The sequence below is a fragment of the Paenibacillus shunpengii genome, from assembly GCF_042684905.1.
Taxonomy (GTDB): Bacteria; Bacillota; Bacilli; order Paenibacillales; family Paenibacillaceae; genus Paenibacillus; species Paenibacillus shunpengii.
The window spans coordinates 644601-664308 of record NZ_JBHUMJ010000002.1 but is presented as its reverse complement, the minus strand read 5'-3'; the positions used below and the strand labels follow the sequence as shown (position 1 = coordinate 664308).

At 48.1% G+C, this 19708-nt stretch carries 21 protein-coding genes; 6 read left to right on the top strand and 15 right to left on the bottom strand.

Annotated elements, in window-relative coordinates; translation table 11 throughout:
* Positions 1-57 precede the first annotated feature (57 nt).
* The 6 genes from groES to ACFSVM_RS02890 form a co-directional block, all read right to left on the bottom strand.
* The gene (gene groES, locus ACFSVM_RS02915; RefSeq protein ID WP_047912166.1) at positions 58-339 is read right to left on the bottom strand and encodes a co-chaperone GroES; all 282 of its coding nucleotides are present in this window, start codon (positions 337-339) and stop codon (positions 58-60) included.
* A gap of 216 nt (positions 340-555) precedes the next feature.
* Positions 556-1341, bottom strand: coding sequence for a twin-arginine translocase subunit TatC (gene tatC, locus ACFSVM_RS02910; RefSeq protein ID WP_076312005.1), 786 nt, complete (start codon positions 1339-1341; stop codon positions 556-558).
* Positions 1342-1448: 107 nt separating this feature from the next.
* Positions 1449-1691, bottom strand: coding sequence for a twin-arginine translocase TatA/TatE family subunit (locus ACFSVM_RS02905; protein WP_076312006.1), 243 nt, complete (start codon positions 1689-1691; stop codon positions 1449-1451).
* Positions 1692-1839: 148 nt separating this feature from the next.
* Positions 1840-2334 (bottom strand): MogA/MoaB family molybdenum cofactor biosynthesis protein, encoded by a 495-nt coding sequence (locus tag ACFSVM_RS02900; RefSeq protein WP_047912169.1) that lies wholly within the window; start codon positions 2332-2334, stop codon positions 1840-1842.
* A 16-nt stretch (positions 2335-2350) separates the two neighbouring features.
* Positions 2351-2857: a cyclic pyranopterin monophosphate synthase MoaC gene (moaC, locus tag ACFSVM_RS02895; protein WP_379260325.1), complete on the bottom strand. Its 507-nt coding sequence runs from the start codon at positions 2855-2857 to the stop codon at positions 2351-2353.
* A gap of 20 nt (positions 2858-2877) precedes the next feature.
* The gene (locus ACFSVM_RS02890; RefSeq protein WP_083655762.1) at positions 2878-3561 is read right to left on the bottom strand and encodes a 5-formyltetrahydrofolate cyclo-ligase; all 684 of its coding nucleotides are present in this window, start codon (positions 3559-3561) and stop codon (positions 2878-2880) included.
* A gap of 415 nt (positions 3562-3976) precedes the next feature.
* Here ACFSVM_RS02890 and ACFSVM_RS02885 point away from each other — a divergent pair, with 415 nt between their 5' ends.
* On the top strand, positions 3977-5923 hold the full coding sequence (locus tag ACFSVM_RS02885; RefSeq protein WP_379260322.1) for an ABC-F family ATP-binding cassette domain-containing protein: 1947 nt from the start codon (positions 3977-3979) through the stop codon (positions 5921-5923).
* 637 nt (positions 5924-6560) lie between these two features.
* On the opposite strand, the gene tsaD is transcribed toward ACFSVM_RS02885, so the two are convergent.
* From tsaD to ACFSVM_RS02855, 6 genes are all read right to left on the bottom strand, one after another.
* Positions 6561-7607 carry a tRNA (adenosine(37)-N6)-threonylcarbamoyltransferase complex transferase subunit TsaD gene (tsaD, locus tag ACFSVM_RS02880; protein ID WP_076312009.1) on the bottom strand — a complete coding sequence of 349 codons (1047 nt, stop codon included), beginning with the start codon at positions 7605-7607 and terminating at the stop codon, positions 6561-6563.
* Positions 7604-8125, bottom strand: a complete 522-nt coding sequence (gene rimI / locus ACFSVM_RS02875) for a ribosomal protein S18-alanine N-acetyltransferase (RefSeq protein ID WP_379260320.1) — start codon at positions 8123-8125, stop codon at positions 7604-7606. Before rimI ends, tsaD begins: the two co-directional genes overlap by 4 nt.
* Before the next feature lie 20 nt (positions 8126-8145).
* Complete coding sequence (gene tsaB, locus ACFSVM_RS02870) at positions 8146-8967, bottom strand: tRNA (adenosine(37)-N6)-threonylcarbamoyltransferase complex dimerization subunit type 1 TsaB (protein WP_379260318.1); 822 nt, start codon at positions 8965-8967, stop codon at positions 8146-8148.
* A 2-nt stretch (positions 8968-8969) separates the two neighbouring features.
* Entirely contained in the window at positions 8970-9452 is a 483-nt protein-coding gene (gene tsaE, locus ACFSVM_RS02865; RefSeq protein WP_090726077.1) for a tRNA (adenosine(37)-N6)-threonylcarbamoyltransferase complex ATPase subunit type 1 TsaE, read from the bottom strand.
* Positions 9453-9614: 162 nt separating this feature from the next.
* Entirely contained in the window at positions 9615-9800 is a 186-nt protein-coding gene (locus ACFSVM_RS02860; protein WP_370510356.1) for an H-type small acid-soluble spore protein, read from the bottom strand.
* 1 nt (position 9801) lies between these two features.
* Complete coding sequence (locus ACFSVM_RS02855; protein WP_379260316.1) at positions 9802-10125, bottom strand: hypothetical protein; 324 nt, start codon at positions 10123-10125, stop codon at positions 9802-9804.
* Between the two features lie 174 nt (positions 10126-10299).
* Here ACFSVM_RS02855 and ku point away from each other — a divergent pair, with 174 nt between their 5' ends.
* The 4 genes from ku to ligD all read left to right on the top strand — a co-directional run bounded on the left by ku (position 10300) and on the right by ligD (position 14152).
* Positions 10300-11229, top strand: a complete 930-nt coding sequence (gene ku, locus ACFSVM_RS02850) for a non-homologous end joining protein Ku (protein ID WP_379260314.1) — start codon at positions 10300-10302, stop codon at positions 11227-11229.
* 174 nt (positions 11230-11403) lie between these two features.
* Complete coding sequence (locus ACFSVM_RS02845) at positions 11404-12267, top strand: VOC family protein (protein ID WP_379260312.1); 864 nt, start codon at positions 11404-11406, stop codon at positions 12265-12267.
* 31 nt (positions 12268-12298) lie between these two features.
* Complete coding sequence (locus ACFSVM_RS02840) at positions 12299-13255, top strand: ATP-dependent DNA ligase (protein WP_379260310.1); 957 nt, start codon at positions 12299-12301, stop codon at positions 13253-13255.
* A gap of 3 nt (positions 13256-13258) precedes the next feature.
* A complete protein-coding gene (ligD, locus tag ACFSVM_RS02835) occupies positions 13259-14152 on the top strand; it encodes a non-homologous end-joining DNA ligase (protein ID WP_379260308.1) in 894 nt (297 codons plus the stop codon).
* A gap of 139 nt (positions 14153-14291) precedes the next feature.
* Here ligD and ACFSVM_RS02830 read toward each other — a convergent pair whose 3' ends face one another.
* Entirely contained in the window at positions 14292-15179 is an 888-nt protein-coding gene (locus tag ACFSVM_RS02830; protein WP_076312598.1) for a YitT family protein, read from the bottom strand.
* Positions 15180-15363: 184 nt separating this feature from the next.
* A complete protein-coding gene (gene cls, locus ACFSVM_RS02825; protein WP_379260306.1) occupies positions 15364-16803 on the bottom strand; it encodes a cardiolipin synthase in 1440 nt (479 codons plus the stop codon).
* 277 nt (positions 16804-17080) lie between these two features.
* On the opposite strand from cls, the gene ACFSVM_RS02820 reads away from it, so the two are divergent.
* Positions 17081-18433 (top strand): hemolysin family protein, encoded by a 1353-nt coding sequence (locus tag ACFSVM_RS02820; protein WP_379260304.1) that lies wholly within the window; start codon positions 17081-17083, stop codon positions 18431-18433.
* A gap of 104 nt (positions 18434-18537) precedes the next feature.
* Here ACFSVM_RS02820 and ACFSVM_RS02815 read toward each other — a convergent pair whose 3' ends face one another.
* On the bottom strand, positions 18538-19617 hold the full coding sequence (locus tag ACFSVM_RS02815) for an AI-2E family transporter (protein WP_076312019.1): 1080 nt from the start codon (positions 19615-19617) through the stop codon (positions 18538-18540).
* Positions 19618-19708: the final 91 nt, after the last annotated feature.

The following is a 19708-nucleotide window of genomic DNA, read 5'->3' as shown; positions in this document are numbered from 1 at the left end:
AAATACCGAATACTACGAGTAAGCTGCTGAATTCAAACTTATTCACGATCCCTTGTATTAACCAAGAATGGCGTGAATGTCGCTTTCTTTCATAATCAAATATTCTTTACCTTCATATTTGATCTCTGTGCCAGCATATTTGGAGAAGATTACGCGGTCGCCTTCTTTTACTTCAAGAGGAACACGAACTCCATCTTTCAAGCTTCCAGCGCCAACAGCAATAATTTTGCCCTCTTGCGGTTTTTCCTTAGCAGAATCCGGAAGTACGATTCCTAGAGCTGTTGTTTGTTCTTGTTCGATCGGTTCTACCAATACGCGTTCACCTAAAGGTCTGATCATGAAAAATAGCCTCCTTAATTGATATTGTTACATATGTTACGGTTGCTGCACTTACTATTAGCACTCGACAGTCGTCAGTGCTAACAACCAATTTCATGATACTGAAATTAGAGACTGATTTCAAGTCCTTTTAAACAAATTCAGATGAAGTTTTGTCCATCCGCTGGCAAGCCCTCTACCATTCTATCCATCGCTGTCTAAAATATGCCCGGAGAATTAAGCTTTCTCACCCGAATCCAGCTTCACATATCTCGCTTCATACTCTTCCTTCTCTTCGAGCTGCTTGCGGTAGACGACTGCAGATAAGAACACACTGAATTCATAAAGAAGAATCAGAGGAATAATCACAATAACATCCGAGATAAAATCAGGCGGAGTAACGAATACAGCGATGACGACCAGCACGAAGTATGAAATTTTGCGCATTTTCTTGAGCCGAAGTGGATTAATAATTCTTAGTTTTGTCAGGAACATGACGATGACGGGCAGCTCGAACAGCAGCGATATAGGAAGGATCAGATTGAACATAAATGTGAAGAACTGTGCCATACCGTACGTTTCTACCAGGCCCAAGCTGACATTGATCTTATTGGTAAAGCCTACGGCCATGGGAAAGACAACGAAATAGGAGAACGCGATCCCCACAAGAAACAGTAAGAAGACGTAAGGAATGTAGCGGAGCGTGGCTTTCTGTTCATGAGGCTTAAGACCGGGACTAACAAATTTCCACACCTGATAGGCTGTGAAGGGAAGCGTAACGATTAATGAAAAGAGCAGCGCAATCTTCATATACATACTAAGTCCATCCCATAAGGTCAAAGCATGAAGCTCAATATCATAACTTGCGATCGGCCCCTCTTGCGTTAAATACGTGTAGATCGGATCACTGACAAAGAAACCACCCACCAGTCCCAGGACAAAAACGGCCAGCACCGCAACAAGACGTCTTCTAAGCTCCCCCAGGTGATCTACCAGCGACATTCCCTCTTTGAGTTCCGACATCTTGAATACACTCCCTCTCTGCTCTCACATGATAGAAAAAACAAAACCCTTCTAAAAGAGAAGGGGTGCTGCTTCATTCTGTGTACATAAAAAGTGTCATGGGCACGTTATTCCGGCAGACGCTTGTCCTCCACCGTAGTTGCCTTCGTCTCCTCTATCTTCGATGCTGCTGTGCCAGATTCCTTCCTGGAAGAAGAACTGTCATCCGACATAATCTCCTGTGCGCCATTCTTGAATTCCCGGAAGGTTCTGCCCACTGCCCGTCCAAGCTCAGGCAGCTTATTAGGTCCAAACAGCAGCAAAGCAACAACGACGATGAGAATAAAGCCTGTAGGTCCGATATTCGGCATTCCTGCTCCTCCTTCTTGTGTATGGATATGTATCCAATAAAATCCAAGTCTATCTGATTTGAATCATATCATAAATGCAAACACATACATAGACCATATCTCAACAATCTAGAAAAATGAGCTTATTCAGCCATACGTCCTATTTGTACTATAAATCTGGTTGTCTGAATTGTCCTGTGACCATTAGCAGCGCTTCAGGAAGCTGATCCATAATCGCAGCGAGATTCTCATGAACCCCCTTCGGTGTACCCGGCAGATTCACAATCAGCGTTCTCCCGCGAATACCGACGATCCCTCTGAACAGCATGGCTGCCCGATTCTTCTGGAGGACCGTACTCCGCATCGCTTCCGCCATTCCTGGAACTTCACGGTCTATGATTCTACGTGTCGCTTCTGGCGTGACATCCCTTATTGCAAGCTCAGTTCCGCCCGTCGTAAGGACAAGGTCCGCATGAAAATAATCGGTCATTTCAATAAGCGCCGCAATGATCTCATCCGGCTCATCAGGGACGATGCGATACTCGATAATTTCTCCGCCGAGCTCTTCCTCCACTAGTTCACGGATGACCTGTGCACTTGTATCTTCCCGTTCTCCTCGCGCTCCTTTGTCACTTGCCGTCAGGATCGCTGTCTTCCACAACATAAGATCACCCTTCCCCCTATTTGGAATAATAATCTCCGTTTTTACCGCCTGTTTTGGATACGAGCTGTGTAGGCCCGATCACCATATCTTTCTGTAATGCCTTACACATATCATATATGGTCAGTGCGGCAGCAGATGCTGCTGTTAAAGCTTCCATCTCCACACCGGTTTTTCCTTCTGTCTTCACCGTTACTTCAATATACAATTCATTCACGCCATTATCGCTGAAGGAGATATTCACACCTGTGAGCGGAAGCGGATGACACATTGGAATCCAGTCCGAGGTTCTCTTCGCACCCTGAATTCCAGCCACCTGAGCTACGGCGAGCACATCGCCTTTACCAATCCGGCCTTCCTTGATCGCCTGCAGTGTGGTCTCTGCCATCGTGAGCCTGGATTCGGCAACGGCTGTCCTCGCGGTTACCACCTTCCCGGATATATCCACCATGCGTGCACGGCCCTGCTCGTTAAAATGCGTAAATGAACCGTTCCCCGCCTGTCCTTCTCCTGAATTCATATTCATGACTCATCACTTTCCTTCGTTCATTGTATATGTAATACGCCGTGCTCCGTGAACAGCAGGTTCAATCTGAAGTCCTGCGGCTCCATGGGGATCTCTCCTGCCGGAAGCAGCTGTCCAGGCAGTACAAGCCCTGCATATACGGGCTCTGTCACCTGATCTGTCATCTGCTCCGGCACCTGCTTACCAGACAACGTGGACGCAAGAATTCGGGCACGAACCTCTCCAGCGAACCGGTCGTAATAGCCTCCACCGTATCCGATTCGGCCGCCTTGAAGATCATAGGCGAGTCCCGGCACGATAACGAGATCGATGTCTGTCCATCGCTCTCGTTCCCATACCTCCGTGTTGGCAGCAGGTTCTAGAATCCCCCATCTGCCAGGCTGAACATCCTGCATCCCATGAATTCGCCGAAGCTCCATTAGAGAGGAATTCTCGTTTACTCTAGGAACGAGAACAATATCCTGTTGCTCAAAACCATACTTAAGGATCGGGGCAGTATCGGCTTCACTGCGGTATGCAATATAAGAGAAGATAACCAGTCTGTCCTTATTCGTAAGTACTCTCAGCTGCTCTATCTCATGAATCGCGTGTTGGCAGAGCTGCTCAGAGATTTGGAGTCGTACGTCAATGGATAGGGCATCTCGAATTTGATGCATCTTAGAACGAAGCTGCTTCTTGCGGCCTTGCTGTTGGTCCATCTCCATTGGATTACGCACCTTCCAGTCTATTCTTCATCAAATGGAATGAAAAAGTTTAAATCCATTTCATAATCCCCTGAGCAGGTCTGATCAAATGGATATATAGATCAAATCGGTACAGCTTGTCTATATATAGGTTCAAATTCATCATTTCAGTGAGATATACATATGATTCTGCTGAAGTTCATTTCAAGTAATATGAAATAGATTACATGCTTTCTTTTCATTTTTTAGTTTATCATCTATTCGAAGAAAAGACTATAAGCCTCAAGGAGAGAATCAACAGAAGAAAACACGGTGCTTAAATGTTTTAACCTGTTCTATGCGATGCAAAGCTTCCCTTTTTCATGTACACTAGAAATAGTATGTTTACAGCCCTATTCAGCTACAGAACGAAGATTACATTAACGGAGGAACCATCATGCTTTTTCAGGCTAGTGGAATTATTAAAAGATACGGCATTGACAGTATTCTAGAAGGTGTCAGCCTACAAATATTAGAGCGTGAACGCATCGGACTCGTCGGTGTCAACGGCGCAGGCAAATCCACACTGCTGAAGATCCTCGCAGGAGAAATGTCCTACGACGGCGGGCAGATCTTCAAAGCCAAGGAAACCACGCTCGGATATCTCGCTCAGAACAGCGGTCTTGAATCAGACGGAACGATCTGGGAGGAGATGCGCAAGGTATTCGCGGATCTGATTGAAGCAGAAGCTGAGCTTCGGCGCATGGAGCAGCAGATCTCGGATCCGAAGTATATGGAAGACGAGAAGAAATACGCAGAATTAATGGAGCGATACGCCAGACGTTCCGATTGGTTCAAGGACCGGGGCGGTTACGAGATTGAAACGAAGATTCGCAGCGTGCTGCACGGGATGGGATTTGGCGAATTTCCAGCGGACACGAAGATATCTACACTTAGCGGCGGTCAGAAGACCAGGCTTGCTCTGGCTCGTATACTGCTGCTGGCTCCGGATCTGCTCATGCTGGATGAGCCGACGAACCATCTGGATATCGAAACACTGACCTGGCTCGAAGACTATCTTCGCAGTTACTCCGGCGCACTTCTCGTCGTATCACATGACCGGTATTTTCTTGACCGGCTGGTAACGAGCATCGTCGAAATCGAACGTCATCGCTCCAAGAAATATACAGGCAATTACAGCCGCTATATGGAGATCAAAGCTGCAGAATACGAGTCTCAGCTGAAGCAATATGAGAAGCAGCAGGATGAAATCGCGAAGATGGAGGCTTTTGTACAGCGGAATATCGTCCGTGCATCTACGACCAAGAGAGCCCAGAGCCGGCGCAAGGCACTGGAGAAAATGGACCGTCTGGATCGTCCGCAGGGCGAGCTGAAGAAGGCACACTTCTCATTTGACATCGCTTATATGTCCGGCAAAGAGGTGCTCCAGGTTCGAGACCTCTCGGTAAGCTTCGAGGATCCGAGTAAGCCGCTGTTCGAGCATGCCGCATTTGATCTGCGCCGCGGCGAGACAGTTGCCCTCATCGGACCGAACGGAATTGGCAAATCTACATTACTGAAATGTCTCACCGGACAGATGAATCCACGAACCGGGACTATTAACTGGGGCACCAAGATTAAGGTAGGCTACTACGATCAGGAGCAGACCGGCCTTAATCCGCAAAATACCGTGCTTGAAGAGCTGTGGAGCGAGTATCCTCACATGGAGGAGGCGCGTATTCGGACCGTGCTTGGTAATTTCCTGTTCAGCGGAGATGATGTGACGAAGAAGATCAGCTCCTTGAGCGGCGGGGAAAAAGCACGTGTCTCGCTTGCCAAGCTGATGCTGCAAGAATCCAACGTTCTCATTCTCGATGAGCCGACGAACCATCTGGATCTGTTCAGCAAGGAAGTGCTGGAGTCTGCTCTGATCGACTATGAAGGCACCCTGCTGTTCATCTCACATGACCGCTACTTCCTGAACAAGATGGCAGAGCAGATCATTGAATTGAATCCGGACGGCACACAACATTTCCTAGGAAATTATGATGACTATGTTCAGAAGAAACAGGATCTTGAGGAGATTGCCCAGGAACGTCTTGAACAGCAAGCGGCTGCCAATAAGACCGTCGTGGTAGAGATAACACCAGAGAAATCCGGAGCTGCCACCTTCCAGGCGGAGAAGCAGGCGAAGCGTGAGGAAAGAAACCGGCAGCGGAAGCTGGACAGCCTGGAGGTACAGATTGCAACCCTTGAGGAGCAGATTGAAGTGCAGCAGGCCGAAATGGCCAAGCCTGAAGTGTATCAGGATTACATGAAGCTCCAGGAAATTCAACAGCATATTGAGACATTAAAGTCGAATCTCAGCACTGCTTATGAAGAATGGGAAGCTTTAGCCGAATAAAAAAGGTTTCAAATTATGATCACAATTTGCATCATTCCAATAATTAACAACATTATCCACAACAAAAGTGGATAATATATCCATTGAAACAGCCAATGAGGCTGTTTTTTTGGCGTTATGGTAGGTGTTTTATAGAAAAAACCAATATTATCCACTAAATTGTCCACACTATCCACAATTTTATGGTTGTTGGATGAAGTTATTTTCATTCATTTTCGAAAACACGTCCAATTTCGACTTTTGCTATTTATCCCCAAAATCTTCCGGATATGTGGATAATTTTGTGCACATATTGACATTTTACGACTTTTGAGTAATTGCTGTGTTTAATTTCGACATAAGAAAAAATACATGGCGTGATTGCACACGCAAGTGGCTATTATAATTCGCTAGTTTATTGGCTGTATTCTTCCTTACTTATTATCTTAGCTAATGCTCGTCCAATTCCGCCGTAACTCACAATCCTCCATGCTATTTTCCGCCCTTCAACAACAAAAAAATCGTAGTCACATACATTGGACCAAAAATAACAGAAACCAATATCCTGGCGAGTGAAATGATTCCTCGACAAATGCAAAGAAGCTCGTCTGTATTGAGAGACGAGCTTCTATTGTCTTCTATATAAACTTTACCACACTTACGACTTAACGGACCACGCTTCGAGTGACAGTCCGGGCTGAGCCTGCAGATCAAGACCGGCCAGCTCGCCTCGCTGCCATTTCAGATGTGCTGCCGCGCCAATCATGGCGGCATTATCAGTACAATATTCCATCGGTGGAATCAGCAGATGAATCCCTTCCTTGGCGCAGCGTTCTTCCAGCGCCTTACGAAGACCGCGGTTTGCAGCGACGCCTCCGCTTAACAGAAGCTGCTTCGAACCGTAGGCACGCACGGCTCGAATGGCTTTTTCGACCAGCACCTCCACAACGGATTCCTGGAATCCCCGGGCAACCGCTGCCGGGTCCAATGTCTCCTTCTTCATAGAGGCCTGGTTCACCACGTTAAGCACGGCGGATTTGAGTCCGCTGAAGCTGAAGTCATAGGAATCGGCCTCGAGCCATACTCTAGGCAGGGTCACAGCGTGATCCGCCTCATGCGCCATACGATCCACATGGGGACCCCCCGGATACGGACACCCTAGTGCACGCGCTACCTTATCATAGGCTTCGCCTACCGCATCGTCCCGAGTCCGGCCGATGACTTCAAATTTCCCTTCCGCTTCCATATGAACCAGCTCCGTATGTCCTCCGGACACCACCAATGACATAGCTGGATACTGCAGCTCCTCGATCAAGCGATTGGCATAGATATGCCCCGCAATATGATGGGTTGCAATGAGCGGCTTGCCGAGTGCCATCGCCAGTGTCTTCGCGGCAACAATACCAACGAGCAGTGCCCCGACAAGACCTGGTCCCTGAGTGACTGCAATGGCTGATAGATCCTGCGGCTTCACTCCCGAAGCGGCAATCGCCTCTTCGATCATTAGTGTGATGACCTCAACATGCTTGCGGGATGCCACCTCCGGAACGACACCGCCAAATGCCTTGTGCGTCTCCACCTGGCTGGAGATGAGATTTGCTAATACCTCGCGTCCGTCCTTGACGACAGATACCGAAGTCTCATCACAGCTGGTCTCGACTGCAAGTATATAACTGGATTGTAATGTATCGGATGAATGTGTCATGAATCCTTTAAACTTCCTTCCTCTTTACCATCAGAACCATGATCGATGCTGGCAGGCAAGTCCGCCCACATGATCAGCGCATCTTCATTATTATCGGAATAATACCCCTTACGAAGTCCTGATGGCTTGAATCCTTTTTTCTTATATAGGTTCTGGGCTACGGTATTAGATACCCGAACTTCAAGTGTCATTCTCGTCATGCCGAGGTAAGCTGCCGTCTTCATCATCTCATGGAGCAGCTTCTCGCCCAGCCTGCGTCCACGAAAGGCTTCCCTCACCGCAATATTCGTAATATGGGCCTCATCCACGATGGTCCACATTCCGCAATAGCCGATAGCCTGACCGTCCAGTTCCATGATCATATATTTTGCAAAATGATTCTGTGTCAGCTCATTCACGAACGCCGTTTCCGTCCACGGCAGGGTAAAACACTCTTGCTCTATGACGAGTACATCTGGAATGTCCTCCAGCTTCATGAATCTAAATTCTAACCGCCCGGTCTGCTCCTTGCTCTCCATGCCTCCACGTACGACTCCCTTCATCCTTTGCGTAGAAGATTCGCTTCTGCTTCCGCAAGCTGTGTGTAATTCGGTATGAGCGTATGCACATCATCGTGTTGACCTGCCTTAAGCTTCAGCGAACCCAGCTTGCCCACATATCTTCCTTCCATGTCATACGGCATCAACACAAGCTCGCAAGACAAACGTTCTCTCAGCTTCTCGATCGTCTCTTCGTGCTGCGACACGTCCCCTGCAAAAATAATGCCAGCAGGCCGGCCCGCAGCATCGGTCTGTTCATACTGCGCAGCAAGCTTCTGTGTCCATGGCTCGACCAGCCGAATGCCATCCTCTTCAAGCCGGTGCACCGGCTTATCACCATCATACCCTTCAAACCATGCAGTGTAGGCCTGTCCTCTTCTTGCATCCATCAGGGGAACGACCCAGTATTTGGACTGCTCTGACTTGGCCGGATTTCCGGAATCTGTTGCAGCTGATTCGATGCCCTTGTTGCCCTTGAAGGAACCGAGCCCTCCCCAAGCAAGTGCCTCCAGACTGGACACAGCTGCAACAGGCACATCCCATGCCCAAGCCAGCGTCTTCGCCGCTGTAACAGCGATGCGAATACCAGTGTAGGAACCAGGTCCGATCCCAACGGCAATGCCGCCGATTTCAGATCGCTCTATATGTTGTTCTTTCATTAGATCCTCCAGTGCCTGAACCACATGGACGGCATGATTCCGCTCCGCACGTGAATTCGACTCAGAGAGCACCGTCTCGTTCTCCATTAATGCCGCAGCGAGTACCGCTGTTGACGTATCCAACGCCAAAAACCGCTCACGCGGCTTCCGTTCTTCCTTCATCCTCAATCGACTCCACTTCTCTTCAAATCTTCGCACCAATCCGTGTACGGCGAGCCATAACCATTCAAGCGAATGATACGATCTCCCGTCTCTGTTACCGTCATCTGGATATGCAGATGTGCCTCCGGCAGCAGCTCCGAGATAATGCTGGACCATTCAATCAAGCTTACTCCACTGCCATAGAAATATTCATCCAGACCGAGTCCCTCGGCTTCGTCAAGCGTAATCCGGTAGACATCCATATGATATAACGCAAGTCTGCCTTCATATTCCTTAATCAATGTAAAGGTCGGACTATTCACAACGCCCTCTACACCTAAATACTGTGCAAAATATTTGGAAAATGCCGTCTTCCCTGCGCCCAGATCACCATCAAGGGCGATAACCGAGCCAGGCACAGCGAGCTTGGCCAGACGGGCAGCGAGCCGCTCCGTATCCTGTACACTACTGGAGTGGTACACCCACTCCTGATGCTCGTACTTCAATATGCTAACCTTCTTTCGATCTATCGTAAGCAAACCATTCGCTAGTTATCAGGGCAAATCCTTCACCTCATTATATAGTTCCCTATCTGTCCAAGCAAGGTAAGGTAGACACACAAAACCCGGGGTACCATAGACCCCGGGTGCATATTCATTATCGTATGATTAGCTCTCGACCAAACGATCCACTCGTACCGTATGCGTCTCCAGCGGGTTGTTGCCGATCTGCACGGTTGCCATTTGGTTTTCTACATCCACATGCTCAATCCATATAGGCTGTTCACCATCCAGCTTAACCGAGATATTTTCCTTCGCTTCATAAATCGCTTTTGCACGGTTTGCATCCATCATGTTATAAGTCTCCTTCTTCCTTATTAATCTCCAGCTCATGCTCATCAAATAATGCATCTGAAGTGCTGTCTCCGATATAACCATTGTCGTCAGTGACCTGTCCACCGCCCAGGCCTTCGTTCACCATACGATCCACGTCAAATGCCGTCTCTTCTATACTCTCTTCATCTCTTGCTTCCGGCGTGGTGACCTCTTCCCAGTCCACCATATCGGCTGCGAGCATATCCGTGCCGCTGAGTGCATCCCAGAATCGATCCGATCCAGCCGCATCTCCATTCTCCCTGTCTCTTCTGCCCGGCTCGTACATATCACTTGTTCTGGACATGTCTTCTCTCCTTCACCCTTTTTAATCCGTAATATGTCCGGATGGAGCACCAATCATGCATCATTTCTCTGACTAAGCCATTCTTCATGTTCCATGAATAAGATTACAAACGTCTTTTTTTGCCCATAATATGAAGAAAGATCACGCTACAGATTATTTGAAGGAGGGATCGTCATGCATACCGTTTGGAAAGGAGCCATCAGCTTCGGACTGGTTCACGTCCCTGTCAAAATGTTCTCTGCTACGGAGGACAAGGATATTTCGATGCGATACATTCATACCGAATGCGGCAGTCCGCTCAGCTATATTCGTAAATGTCCATCCTGTGAGGTTGAAGTCAAATGGGAGGAGATTACGAAGGGATACGAATACGAGAAGGGAAAATTCGTGCTATTTGAGAAGGATGAGCTCGATCAGCTGTCTGAGCAGGCCAATAAGAACATTTCGATACTGGATTTTGTGAATCTAACGGATATTGATCCGATTTATTTTCAGAAGACCTACTATTTATCTCCTGATCAGTCCGGAGGTAATGCGTACCAGCTACTGATGACGGCTATGCGGGAAACGGGCAAGATCGGAATTGCCAAGATCTCCATCCGTTCAAAGAGCAGCCTTGCCGCCATTCGGGTGCTTGAGGATTGCCTTGCCATTGAAACGATCTTCTACCCTGATGAGATCCGCCCTGTATCCCAGGTGCCTAATCTGCCCGAGAATATTGCCGTGAACGACAAAGAGCTGAACATGGCCAAGCTGCTGATCGATCAGCTTAGTACGCCATTCGACCCGGAGAAATATACCGACGATTATCGTGAAAGACTGCTTGAACTCATTAATCATAAAGTCGCTGGCGAAGAGTACAAGATTGCTCCAGCCAAGCCCGAAGCGAATGTCGTCGATCTTATGGCTGCGCTTCAAGCTAGTATTGAGGCCACGCAGCAGCAGCCGCCGATTGTTACCGATCCAGGATCGGCCAAGCCTGCCAAGAAACGAACGACTCGTAAAAAGGCCGCCTCCGCAGAAGACAACAATCGCGATGAACCCGTTGTCAAGCCAAAGACAACAAAGCGAAAAGCCGCCAAAAAGAAAGAGACCGGAGCTTAAAGCAGTTTCCAGTTCCACAGGCAGATTACTCGGGTGCTGGGATATTCAGTTGCCATTGACGCGTCCAAGGGTACACTATATACTAACTTACATAAAGTAACTTAGTGTAGGTTAGTAATTTTAGTTTCTTTAACTACTCCATCTATGGACATGATCAAGGAGGCAAATACAAATATGACATACTCTATTCATCCCGCAACGACACTCGGTGAAGTGAAGCTTCGCGTCAGCGAGCTTACACGCTCTATTGATTTTTATGAACGGGTCGTAGGACTCAAGGTGCTGTCTCAACAAGGGAATCAGGCTGTACTGACCAGTGACGGTGTGCGCTCACTTGTCATACTGGAAGAGCTAGCGGACGCCAAGCAGATCCGCCCAAGAAGCCACGCTGGACTGTACCATTATGCAATTCTTCTGCCGGACCGTGAGTCTCTGGGCCTTGCGCTTCGCCACCTGATCGACAGCGGAATTGAAATCGGGCAAGGCGATCACAGTGTTAGTGAAGCACTCTATATTAATGACCCGGACGGGCACGGCATTGAGATATACGCTGACCGGCCACGAAGTGTATGGCGCCGCGATGCGAACAATCATTATATTATGGGAACCGATCCTGTCGATGTTCACGGACTGCTCGCGCTGGCGGGCGACAAACCGTTCACAGGACTGCCTACAGACACCGTTATCGGTCATGTGCACTTTCATATATCCAGTCTCCCAGCAGCCCGCGAATTCTACAACAAGCTGCTCGGGTTTGATATCGTGCTGGATGATCCGCGCTTTCAGGCTGTATTCGTGTCGGCTGGCGGGTATCACCATCATATCGGACTTAATATTTGGGCGGGTCAAAATGCTCCGGCTACCCCTCACGATGCGGTAGGAATCGATTATTTCACCATCGTATTTGAGGGTAAAGAAGCGTTCGAAGATACACTGCTGCGTCTTCAGTCCGGCGGATATAACGTAACTACTCAGGATTCAGAAGGCTATGTTACCGATCCATTTGGTATTGGCATTCGTTTGACCTATCAATCATAAATAATTTCAGTATTAAAGGAGAAGCAGGTGCATGGAACTTAAGCCGGTCATTCCTTTCGAACCGATCCGAACGAATCTCTTTCCTGTCGGCCCTCCCTGGATTGCCCAGGTGAAATGGGACGGTGTCCGCATGCTAACGTATTATGACGGGCATGAAGTGAAGCTCATTAATCGCAAACGGAATGACCGAACCCTGCAGTATCCCGAATTCACACAAGCGGATGTCTATTCATCCGCTTCTTCTTTTATCCTCGATGGAGAGCTGATTGCTTTCAGAGAGGGCAAGCCGTCTTTTCATGAAATCATGAGACGAGACAGTCTTCGAAGCGAGCGCAGTATCCGGCAAGGCCTGAAGAGTGTTCCGGTTACCTACATGGTCTTCGATATTCTGTACCTCAATGGAGTATGGGTAACGGATAGGCCGCTGTCGGAGCGGCAGCAGCTGCTCGCTGAGATGATCAAGCCTCATCCGCAGGTTCAGCTGGTACAGAATTTTCCGGATGGCAATGCCTTGTTTGAAGCGGCCAAAGCACAGCAGCTCGAAGGTGTCGTCGTCAAGGATCTGAACAGTACCTACGCGCTAGAAGGCAAAGACAATCGGTGGCAGAAACGCAAGAAGAACGGAGATTTGTATGCCGTTATTGGCGGCGTTACGTTCAGGGACAAGGTCGTTAATTCTCTTCTGCTTGGATTGTATAACGAACAGGGAGAGCTGGAGTATATCGGACATGCCGGAACCGGCAGATTTACCGTCCAGGACTGGCGGAACCTTACCGAACAAGTGCTGAGCATGGGTGTACAGCAGATGCCTTTTGTCAATGTACCGGGTAGAAATCAAGGGGCACTGTGGATACAGCCCAAGCTGGTCGTACGTGTTACCTTTCTCGAATGGACTCCCGGCGGAACGATGCGCCACCCTACAATAGAGAGCCTCGCCCCTCACGTCCCTGCAGCAGAATGCCAAGTATCACAGAAGGAGGAGAGCTGACCTATGCCGCGTTCGATCAAGGGCACGATTCAAATTGAAGGACAGGATATTACGATCACGAATCCAGACAAGCCGCTCTGGCCTGAAGCCGGCGTTACCAAAGCCATGTATTTGCAGAAGCTGGCAGAGCTCTCCCCCTATCTGCTGAAATACTGCAGGAACCGCCTGCTCACGACGATCCGGTATCCGCATGGGATTCATGGAGAATTTTTTTATCAAAAAAATGCGCCTGAGCCCCTCCCTCCCTATGTCAAGACAGCCGTTCACGAAGGGATCAACTACATTGTAATGGAGGACCTGCCAGTCCTTCTATGGCTTGGCAATCTTGCCGCGCTTGAGTTTCATCCTTCGCTTCATTATGCAGGCAGTCAGCTGCCCTGTGAATGGATGATTGATCTCGACCCCAGTCTGCCGGAAGAACCCCGAATAATGGAAGCTGCGCACATCGTCGGGCAGACCCTAAGTTCACTTGGCATTCAATCCGTACCCAAGACGTCGGGCGCTACAGGTGTGCAGATTATTGTGCCCATCCAGAGCGGGATTACGTTCGAGGAGCTTCGGACGCTTGGTCATTTTGTCGGCATGTACGTGTGCCAGAAGCATCCAGACTTATTCACATTGGAACGGCTAAAGAAGGATCGGGGGAACAAAATATATTTTGATTATCTCCAGCATTATGGTGGTAAAACCTTGGCCGCCCCCTACACTCCACGCGCCAGGGAACACGCCTCCGTCTCCACGCCTCTCTTATGGGATGAGGTAGCCGCAGACGTACGTCCGAAGGACTTCCATCTGCTCAATATTGGCGCTCGTCTGGCCGAAAAAGGCGATCTCCTCGCCGCTCTGCCGCCGCAGCCACTGGAGAATGTATTGAAGCACCTGAAGAATAAGAAGTAGATAACAACCTCACAAAAAGTGTATATATCACGTATCCCGTACACCGGACTTCAGCGCATAATAAAATACCCGGTACTCCTAAACATCTTAGGAATACCGGGTTCTTTATACAAATACCAATAGCCGAACGAATCGCTCGCTAATGAATGCCTTTTTTCTTGAAACGTCCGCCTTTTACATCATGAATATTACCAATCGCTACAAAGGCCTGTGGATCCCAGTCCTCTACGATGCTCTTCAGCTTGGCTTCCTCCAGACGCGTAATGACGACGAAGATCACCTTCTTCTCATCCCCGCTGAATCCGCCTTCTCCATCCAGGTATGTAACCCCGCGGCCAAGACGATCTGTAAGAGCTTCTCCGATATCCCGGTACTTCTCACTAATGATCCATACCGACTTGGATTGATCCAAACCTTCAATCGTGACGTCAATCATCTTCATCGCAATATAATATGCAATCATGGAATACATCGCGTTCGGCCATCCAAACACGAAGCCTGCCATAACGAAGATGAACACATTAATGACCAGCACGACCTGTCCGACCGAAAATGGAGATCTTGCACTTAGCAGAATGGCAACAATCTCCGTCCCATCCAGAGAACCTCCTGAACGGATGACGAGTCCTACCCCCACGCCGAGGATCACACCGCCAAATACTGCACCCAGAAGCGGCTCATTCGGCGTTAACGCCTGAACGTGATGCAATAGATGCGTTCCGATCGACATAATAACAATACCGAACAATGTAGATACCGCAAAGGTCTTGCCAATCTGCTTATACCCAATCAGAAGAAACGGCAGGTTGAACAAGGTCAGCAATACACCAAGCGGCAGGCCGGAGAGCTGTGACACCATAATGGATATCCCTGTGATACCACCGTCAATTACGCCATTGGGAATTAGAAAAATCTCAAGAGCTATAGCCATAAGCGATGCACCGACCAAAATCATGATGGCACGCTGCAGCAGCTTCAAGCTAATTGGAGAACTGTTTGCCTTCGTCTGTTTGCCCGGACTCGGCATCATTTCCTTCGTTGTCATATTTGACATAGAATCCCCCCTATTCTTTTAAGCTTTCTATGTCCGCAAGACATGACCTGAGACTTTATTATACCATACTCCGAATCCATAAAACACTAAAAGAGTCAGTAAAGACGAGATAATGGAATAGAAAGCAGGTTTTTATGAAAGAAATCATCCAAAATCCTTAGAGTAGAGGAGATAATAACCTACATAGGATTTCGGTGGATTTGCCTAATTTTGAACGCTGACTAAACGTGCTTAATTCGACCTTCATGCTGTGCGTAAGATCGCCTGTAAAATCCTGCACCAGCCTATCGATCGCACTCTTTGAATACATGACCGACGTCAGCTCAAAATTGCTGTAGAAGCTGCGCATATCCAGGTTGGCCGAGCCCACCGTAGCGAGCAAATCATCGACGATAATGACCTTCGAGTGAATGAAGCCTTTCTTATAACGATAGAACTGAACTCCCGCCGTCAGCAGCTCTTCTACATAAGACAGCGTTGCTTGCAGCACAATCGCGTAGTCCGCCTCATACGGGATTAGAATGCGTACATCCACACCCGCATAGGAGGCTGTCTTCAGTGCAGTCATCAGCGCATCGTCTGGTATGAAATACGGTGTTGTGATGTAGATCCGCTTGCTCGCTTGTGTAATGGCACTGAAGCATACCTCCTGAATCAGATGCCGCGTCTCATCCGGTCCGCTCTCCACAATCTGAACCTGCTCATTGACCTGGCAGTCATGCGGCGGAAATAAGGAAGATATGAGCTCCTCATCTACGGTCTGACCGGATACCATCTCCCAGTCCTTGAGAAAGGTTGTCTGCAGGAAGTACACCGCATCCCCGCTGATCCGCATATGCGTATCACGCCAAAATCCCATTTTCTGCGATTGACCCCGGTATTCATCCCCGATATTCATCCCACCGGTATATCCGATCGTTCCGTCGACGACAACAATCTTGCGATGGTTGCGGTAGTTCAGCTTGCGAAGCTTCATCGCAAGGCCGGGCGGCAGAAAGAAGTGGATCTCGATCCCCGCATTCTTCATTCTCTGAATGAAGGGCTTAGGGAGGGTTTTGCTGCCGAATCCATCACAGATGATGTTGACTTTCACGCCCTGCTTGGATTTTTCAATGAGGAGATCCTGAAACATGGTGCCGATAATGTCATCACGAAAAATATAAAACTGGATGTGAATATGATGCTGCGCCTTCTCTATATCATGCAGCAGGGAAGCAAACAGCGGTTCACCTTCTGTAAAATACTTCGTTTGGTTGCAGCCCGTAATCGCACTGTTCGGAGTATGGGACAGCAAGTTAAACAGCCTGGTGTGTGTTGTAAATGTCTCTCTCTGCATGTCTTCCGCCTTCGTTATTACGTTGGTCTGCGAAGCAAGGTGCTGATGAATGTGCTCCCACACCTCCGTCTTGACATGCTTCCTCATTCGCTTGTAGGGACGGCCGGCCAGGAAATAGAGAGCTATTCCAATAACAGGCAGGGTGATGGAGATTAGAATCCATACTCCTGCCTTGGCCGGTCTCTCATACTCCAGTACAAACAAGAGGACGGTTTGCAGGAAATAAAATAAGATCAGTATAACGATGACCAGCCACATCATATGCCAGCCCCCTTCTTATGTAAGGATTCGGAGTCATCTATACAGTGTGACAATTTTTTGCAAGAAACATGCATGTCAGAAGGAAAAAATATAGGCTGTCCGCACAAAAATAGCTTTGTAATTAAAGCACTTGACATTCACTATACTTTAGGGCGTATTTCCACACGCACTGAATTGAGCTATAATATTCGATAAACTGAATCAAGTTCATACATGATTTATCTGTTGAATTTGATTCGCTTTATAGTTTAAATTCATGAAGAGGAAGAGATGTGAAATGGAAGAAGGTAGTAGGTACGCGTTATACCTGGTCCTAGTGGCCGTATTGATTGGTTTTTCGGCATTTTTTGTCGCAGTAGAGTTTGCGATTGTACGTGTAAGGACGAGTCGATTGGATCAACTGATCGCAGAAGGGAATAAAAGAGCCGCCGCTGTTAGGCAGGTGGTTGCTAATCTGGACGGCTATCTATCCGCCTGTCAGCTGGGGATCACGATTACCTCGCTGGGACTCGGATGGCTGGGGGAACCGACCATAGAGAAGATTCTGCACCCTCTATTTGAAAGAATGCATTTACCGGAGGCCGTAGGATCATTGTTGTCCTTCTTTATCGCCTTTATGGTGATTACTTACTTACATGTCGTTGTCGGCGAGCTGGCTCCGAAGACGGTTGCAATTCGAAAGGCAGAAACGGTCGCAATGTTAACGGCCAAACCGATCATTTGGTTTAACAAAATCATGTACCCATTTATTTTCGTCTTGAACGGCTCTGCCAATGGTCTTGTGAAGCTGTTTGGCGTTAAACCTGCTTCTGAGCACGAAGAGGCTCATTCTGAAGAAGAGCTGCAGATTATTATTAATGAGAGCTTCGAGAGCGGCAAGATTAATCAGAGCGAATTCGGATATGTAAGCCGGATCTTCGCCTTTGATGAAATGCTCGCTAAGGAAATCATGGTTCCCCGAACCGATATGGTATGCTTGTACGTCAACAAATCCGTCGAAGAGAATCTTGCCATCATTCGTGAAGAGCAGTACACCCGGTTCCCGGTCGTGAATGAGAATAAGGATGATATTATCGGCATCATTAATACGAAGCAATTTTTCCTGGAATATTACGGAGGCAGCTCCTCCGACATTGATATCGCCAGCCTCATTCATCCGATTCCTGCAGTTCACGAAACAACTCCGGTGAAAGAACTGCTTCACAAGATGCAGCAGGAAGGCAATCATATTGCCATCCTGGTTGATGAATATGGCGGAACCTCGGGTATGGTTACGATTGAAGACGTGCTGGAGCAGATCGTCGGAGAGATTCGGGATGAATTCGACGCCGATGAGGAAGAAGAAATCCAGTTCGTGGATGAGAACTACATCATATTTAACGGGAAGGTATCCTTGTCCAAGGTGAATGATCTACTCCTCGCCAACCTGGACACAACCGAATGGGATACCATAGGAGGATGGCTGTACAGTCATCAGCCGGAAATGAATGAACAAGAAGAATTCGAATTTGAAGGACTTACCTTCGTTCTGCTGGAGGGAGAGAAGAACCGCTTCCTGAAGGTCGCTGTTATTCCCAGAGAACCTCTGACTACCGCAAAAGGTGAAGAGGAAGCCGCACTCGCAGAGTAATTCGTTATTATATAAAGGATAAGGCCCGCATGTCTGTTCGTGACAGATCTGCGGGCCTTATTGGTTTTTATTTTTAATAGAATACGAATTCCGGCGCTATGAGGCTATGCCTTCTCCCATTTGTCCTTGAAGAAGATATGATACACCTTGGTGATTACAATCTTCAGCGTCATATAGAACGGAATGGCAAGAATAACCCCCATCAAGCCTGCAATATCGCCACCCACTAGCACCACTACAATCGTCGTGATCGGATGGATATCGAGCGATTTGTTGAAGATGTACGGTGCCAGCAGGTTATCCTGAATTTGCTGTGCAGCAAGGATAATAACCAGTGCCCAGATCGCCATCGAAGGGGACTGGATAAAGGCAATGATCACAATCGGCACCGATGACAGGAACGCCCCGATGAAGGGGATAAAGTTCATAATAACCGCGATCACAGTCAGCAGCAGGGCATATGGCAGATCAATAAACAGAAATCCGATGTACATCAGTACGCCAAGCGCTACATTGATGATAACACGCCCGACGATGAATCCACTGAGAGAGCTGTCGATCTCATCCATCAGATCCGTCCCCACGTCACGGAAACGCTTTGGCATGAAGCCCACAATCTTCTCCCCGAATTTCCCGCCTTCCTTCAGCATGAAGTAGAGAATAATCGGAGTGACAAACAAGACCATAATGAAGCTGGAGAAGAAGGAGACTACACCGGACATGTAATCGGTAAGCACGGTAAACCCTTGATCAATAACCTCAGTGATCCGAGACAAAATATTGCTTCCCTCCGGCAGGAACTGAGCCAGTATTCCGCTCTCTTCCAGCTCCTGGACCTGCTCTGTCAGCATTTTAATCAAATTCGGCGCATTCTCGATGAACGCGAGGAACTGCTCCCGCAGCGACGGCCAGATCCCGATAATAAATCCAGCCATAATCAGACCGAATACCAGGTAAATGAGGAAAATGGCGAGCGTCCGATTGACTCTTCGTTTATGCATCAGCTCAACGAGCGGCCTCAGCAGATAATAGAAGAAGCCTGCCAGCATCGCCGGCACTAAGATTACGCTGAGTAAAGAAATCAGCGGATTAAAAATAAATTTGACCTTGTCACCCAAGAAGATAACAAGCAGGATCAGGATTATACCGATACAGAATCGGAAAAACCTGTTGGTTTGAGCCAAGTTCACTTCCTCCATTCATGTCTATTTCTAATGGTAAATATGTAAGTCACATAACGAGTTATGCAACATCCTCTCACACCGCACTCCTAGA

What these genes read in the sequence shown, in the direction of transcription:
- groES (WP_047912166.1), bottom strand. Translation starts at nt 339, where the DNA reads ATGATCAGACCTTTAGGTGAACGCGTATTGGTAGAACCGATCGAACAA.
- tatC (WP_076312005.1), bottom strand. Translation starts at nt 1,341, where the DNA reads ATGTCGGAACTCAAAGAGGGAATGTCGCTGGTAGATCACCTGGGGGAG.
- ACFSVM_RS02905 (WP_076312006.1), bottom strand. Translation starts at nt 1,691, where the DNA reads ATGCCGAATATCGGACCTACAGGCTTTATTCTCATCGTCGTTGTTGCT.
- ACFSVM_RS02900 (WP_047912169.1), bottom strand. Translation starts at nt 2,334, where the DNA reads ATGTTGTGGAAGACAGCGATCCTGACGGCAAGTGACAAAGGAGCGCGA.
- moaC (WP_379260325.1), bottom strand. Translation starts at nt 2,857, where the DNA reads ATGAATATGAATTCAGGAGAAGGACAGGCGGGGAACGGTTCATTTACG.
- ACFSVM_RS02890 (WP_083655762.1), bottom strand. Translation starts at nt 3,561, where the DNA reads ATGGAGATGGACCAACAGCAAGGCCGCAAGAAGCAGCTTCGTTCTAAG.
- ACFSVM_RS02885 (WP_379260322.1), top strand. Translation starts at nt 3,977, where the DNA reads ATGCTTTTTCAGGCTAGTGGAATTATTAAAAGATACGGCATTGACAGT.
- tsaD (WP_076312009.1), bottom strand. Translation starts at nt 7,607, where the DNA reads ATGACACATTCATCCGATACATTACAATCCAGTTATATACTTGCAGTC.
- rimI (WP_379260320.1), bottom strand. Translation starts at nt 8,125, where the DNA reads ATGGAGAGCAAGGAGCAGACCGGGCGGTTAGAATTTAGATTCATGAAG.
- tsaB (WP_379260318.1), bottom strand. Translation starts at nt 8,967, where the DNA reads ATGAAGGAAGAACGGAAGCCGCGTGAGCGGTTTTTGGCGTTGGATACG.
- ACFSVM_RS02860 (WP_370510356.1), bottom strand. Translation starts at nt 9,800, where the DNA reads ATGATGGATGCAAACCGTGCAAAAGCGATTTATGAAGCGAAGGAAAAT.
- ACFSVM_RS02855 (WP_379260316.1), bottom strand. Translation starts at nt 10,125, where the DNA reads ATGTCCAGAACAAGTGATATGTACGAGCCGGGCAGAAGAGACAGGGAG.
- ku (WP_379260314.1), top strand. Translation starts at nt 10,300, where the DNA reads ATGCATACCGTTTGGAAAGGAGCCATCAGCTTCGGACTGGTTCACGTC.
- ACFSVM_RS02845 (WP_379260312.1), top strand. Translation starts at nt 11,404, where the DNA reads ATGACATACTCTATTCATCCCGCAACGACACTCGGTGAAGTGAAGCTT.
- ACFSVM_RS02840 (WP_379260310.1), top strand. Translation starts at nt 12,299, where the DNA reads ATGGAACTTAAGCCGGTCATTCCTTTCGAACCGATCCGAACGAATCTC.
- ligD (WP_379260308.1), top strand. Translation starts at nt 13,259, where the DNA reads ATGCCGCGTTCGATCAAGGGCACGATTCAAATTGAAGGACAGGATATT.
- ACFSVM_RS02830 (WP_076312598.1), bottom strand. Translation starts at nt 15,179, where the DNA reads ATGCCGAGTCCGGGCAAACAGACGAAGGCAAACAGTTCTCCAATTAGC.
- cls (WP_379260306.1), bottom strand. Translation starts at nt 16,803, where the DNA reads ATGATGTGGCTGGTCATCGTTATACTGATCTTATTTTATTTCCTGCAA.
- ACFSVM_RS02820 (WP_379260304.1), top strand. Translation starts at nt 17,081, where the DNA reads ATGGAAGAAGGTAGTAGGTACGCGTTATACCTGGTCCTAGTGGCCGTA.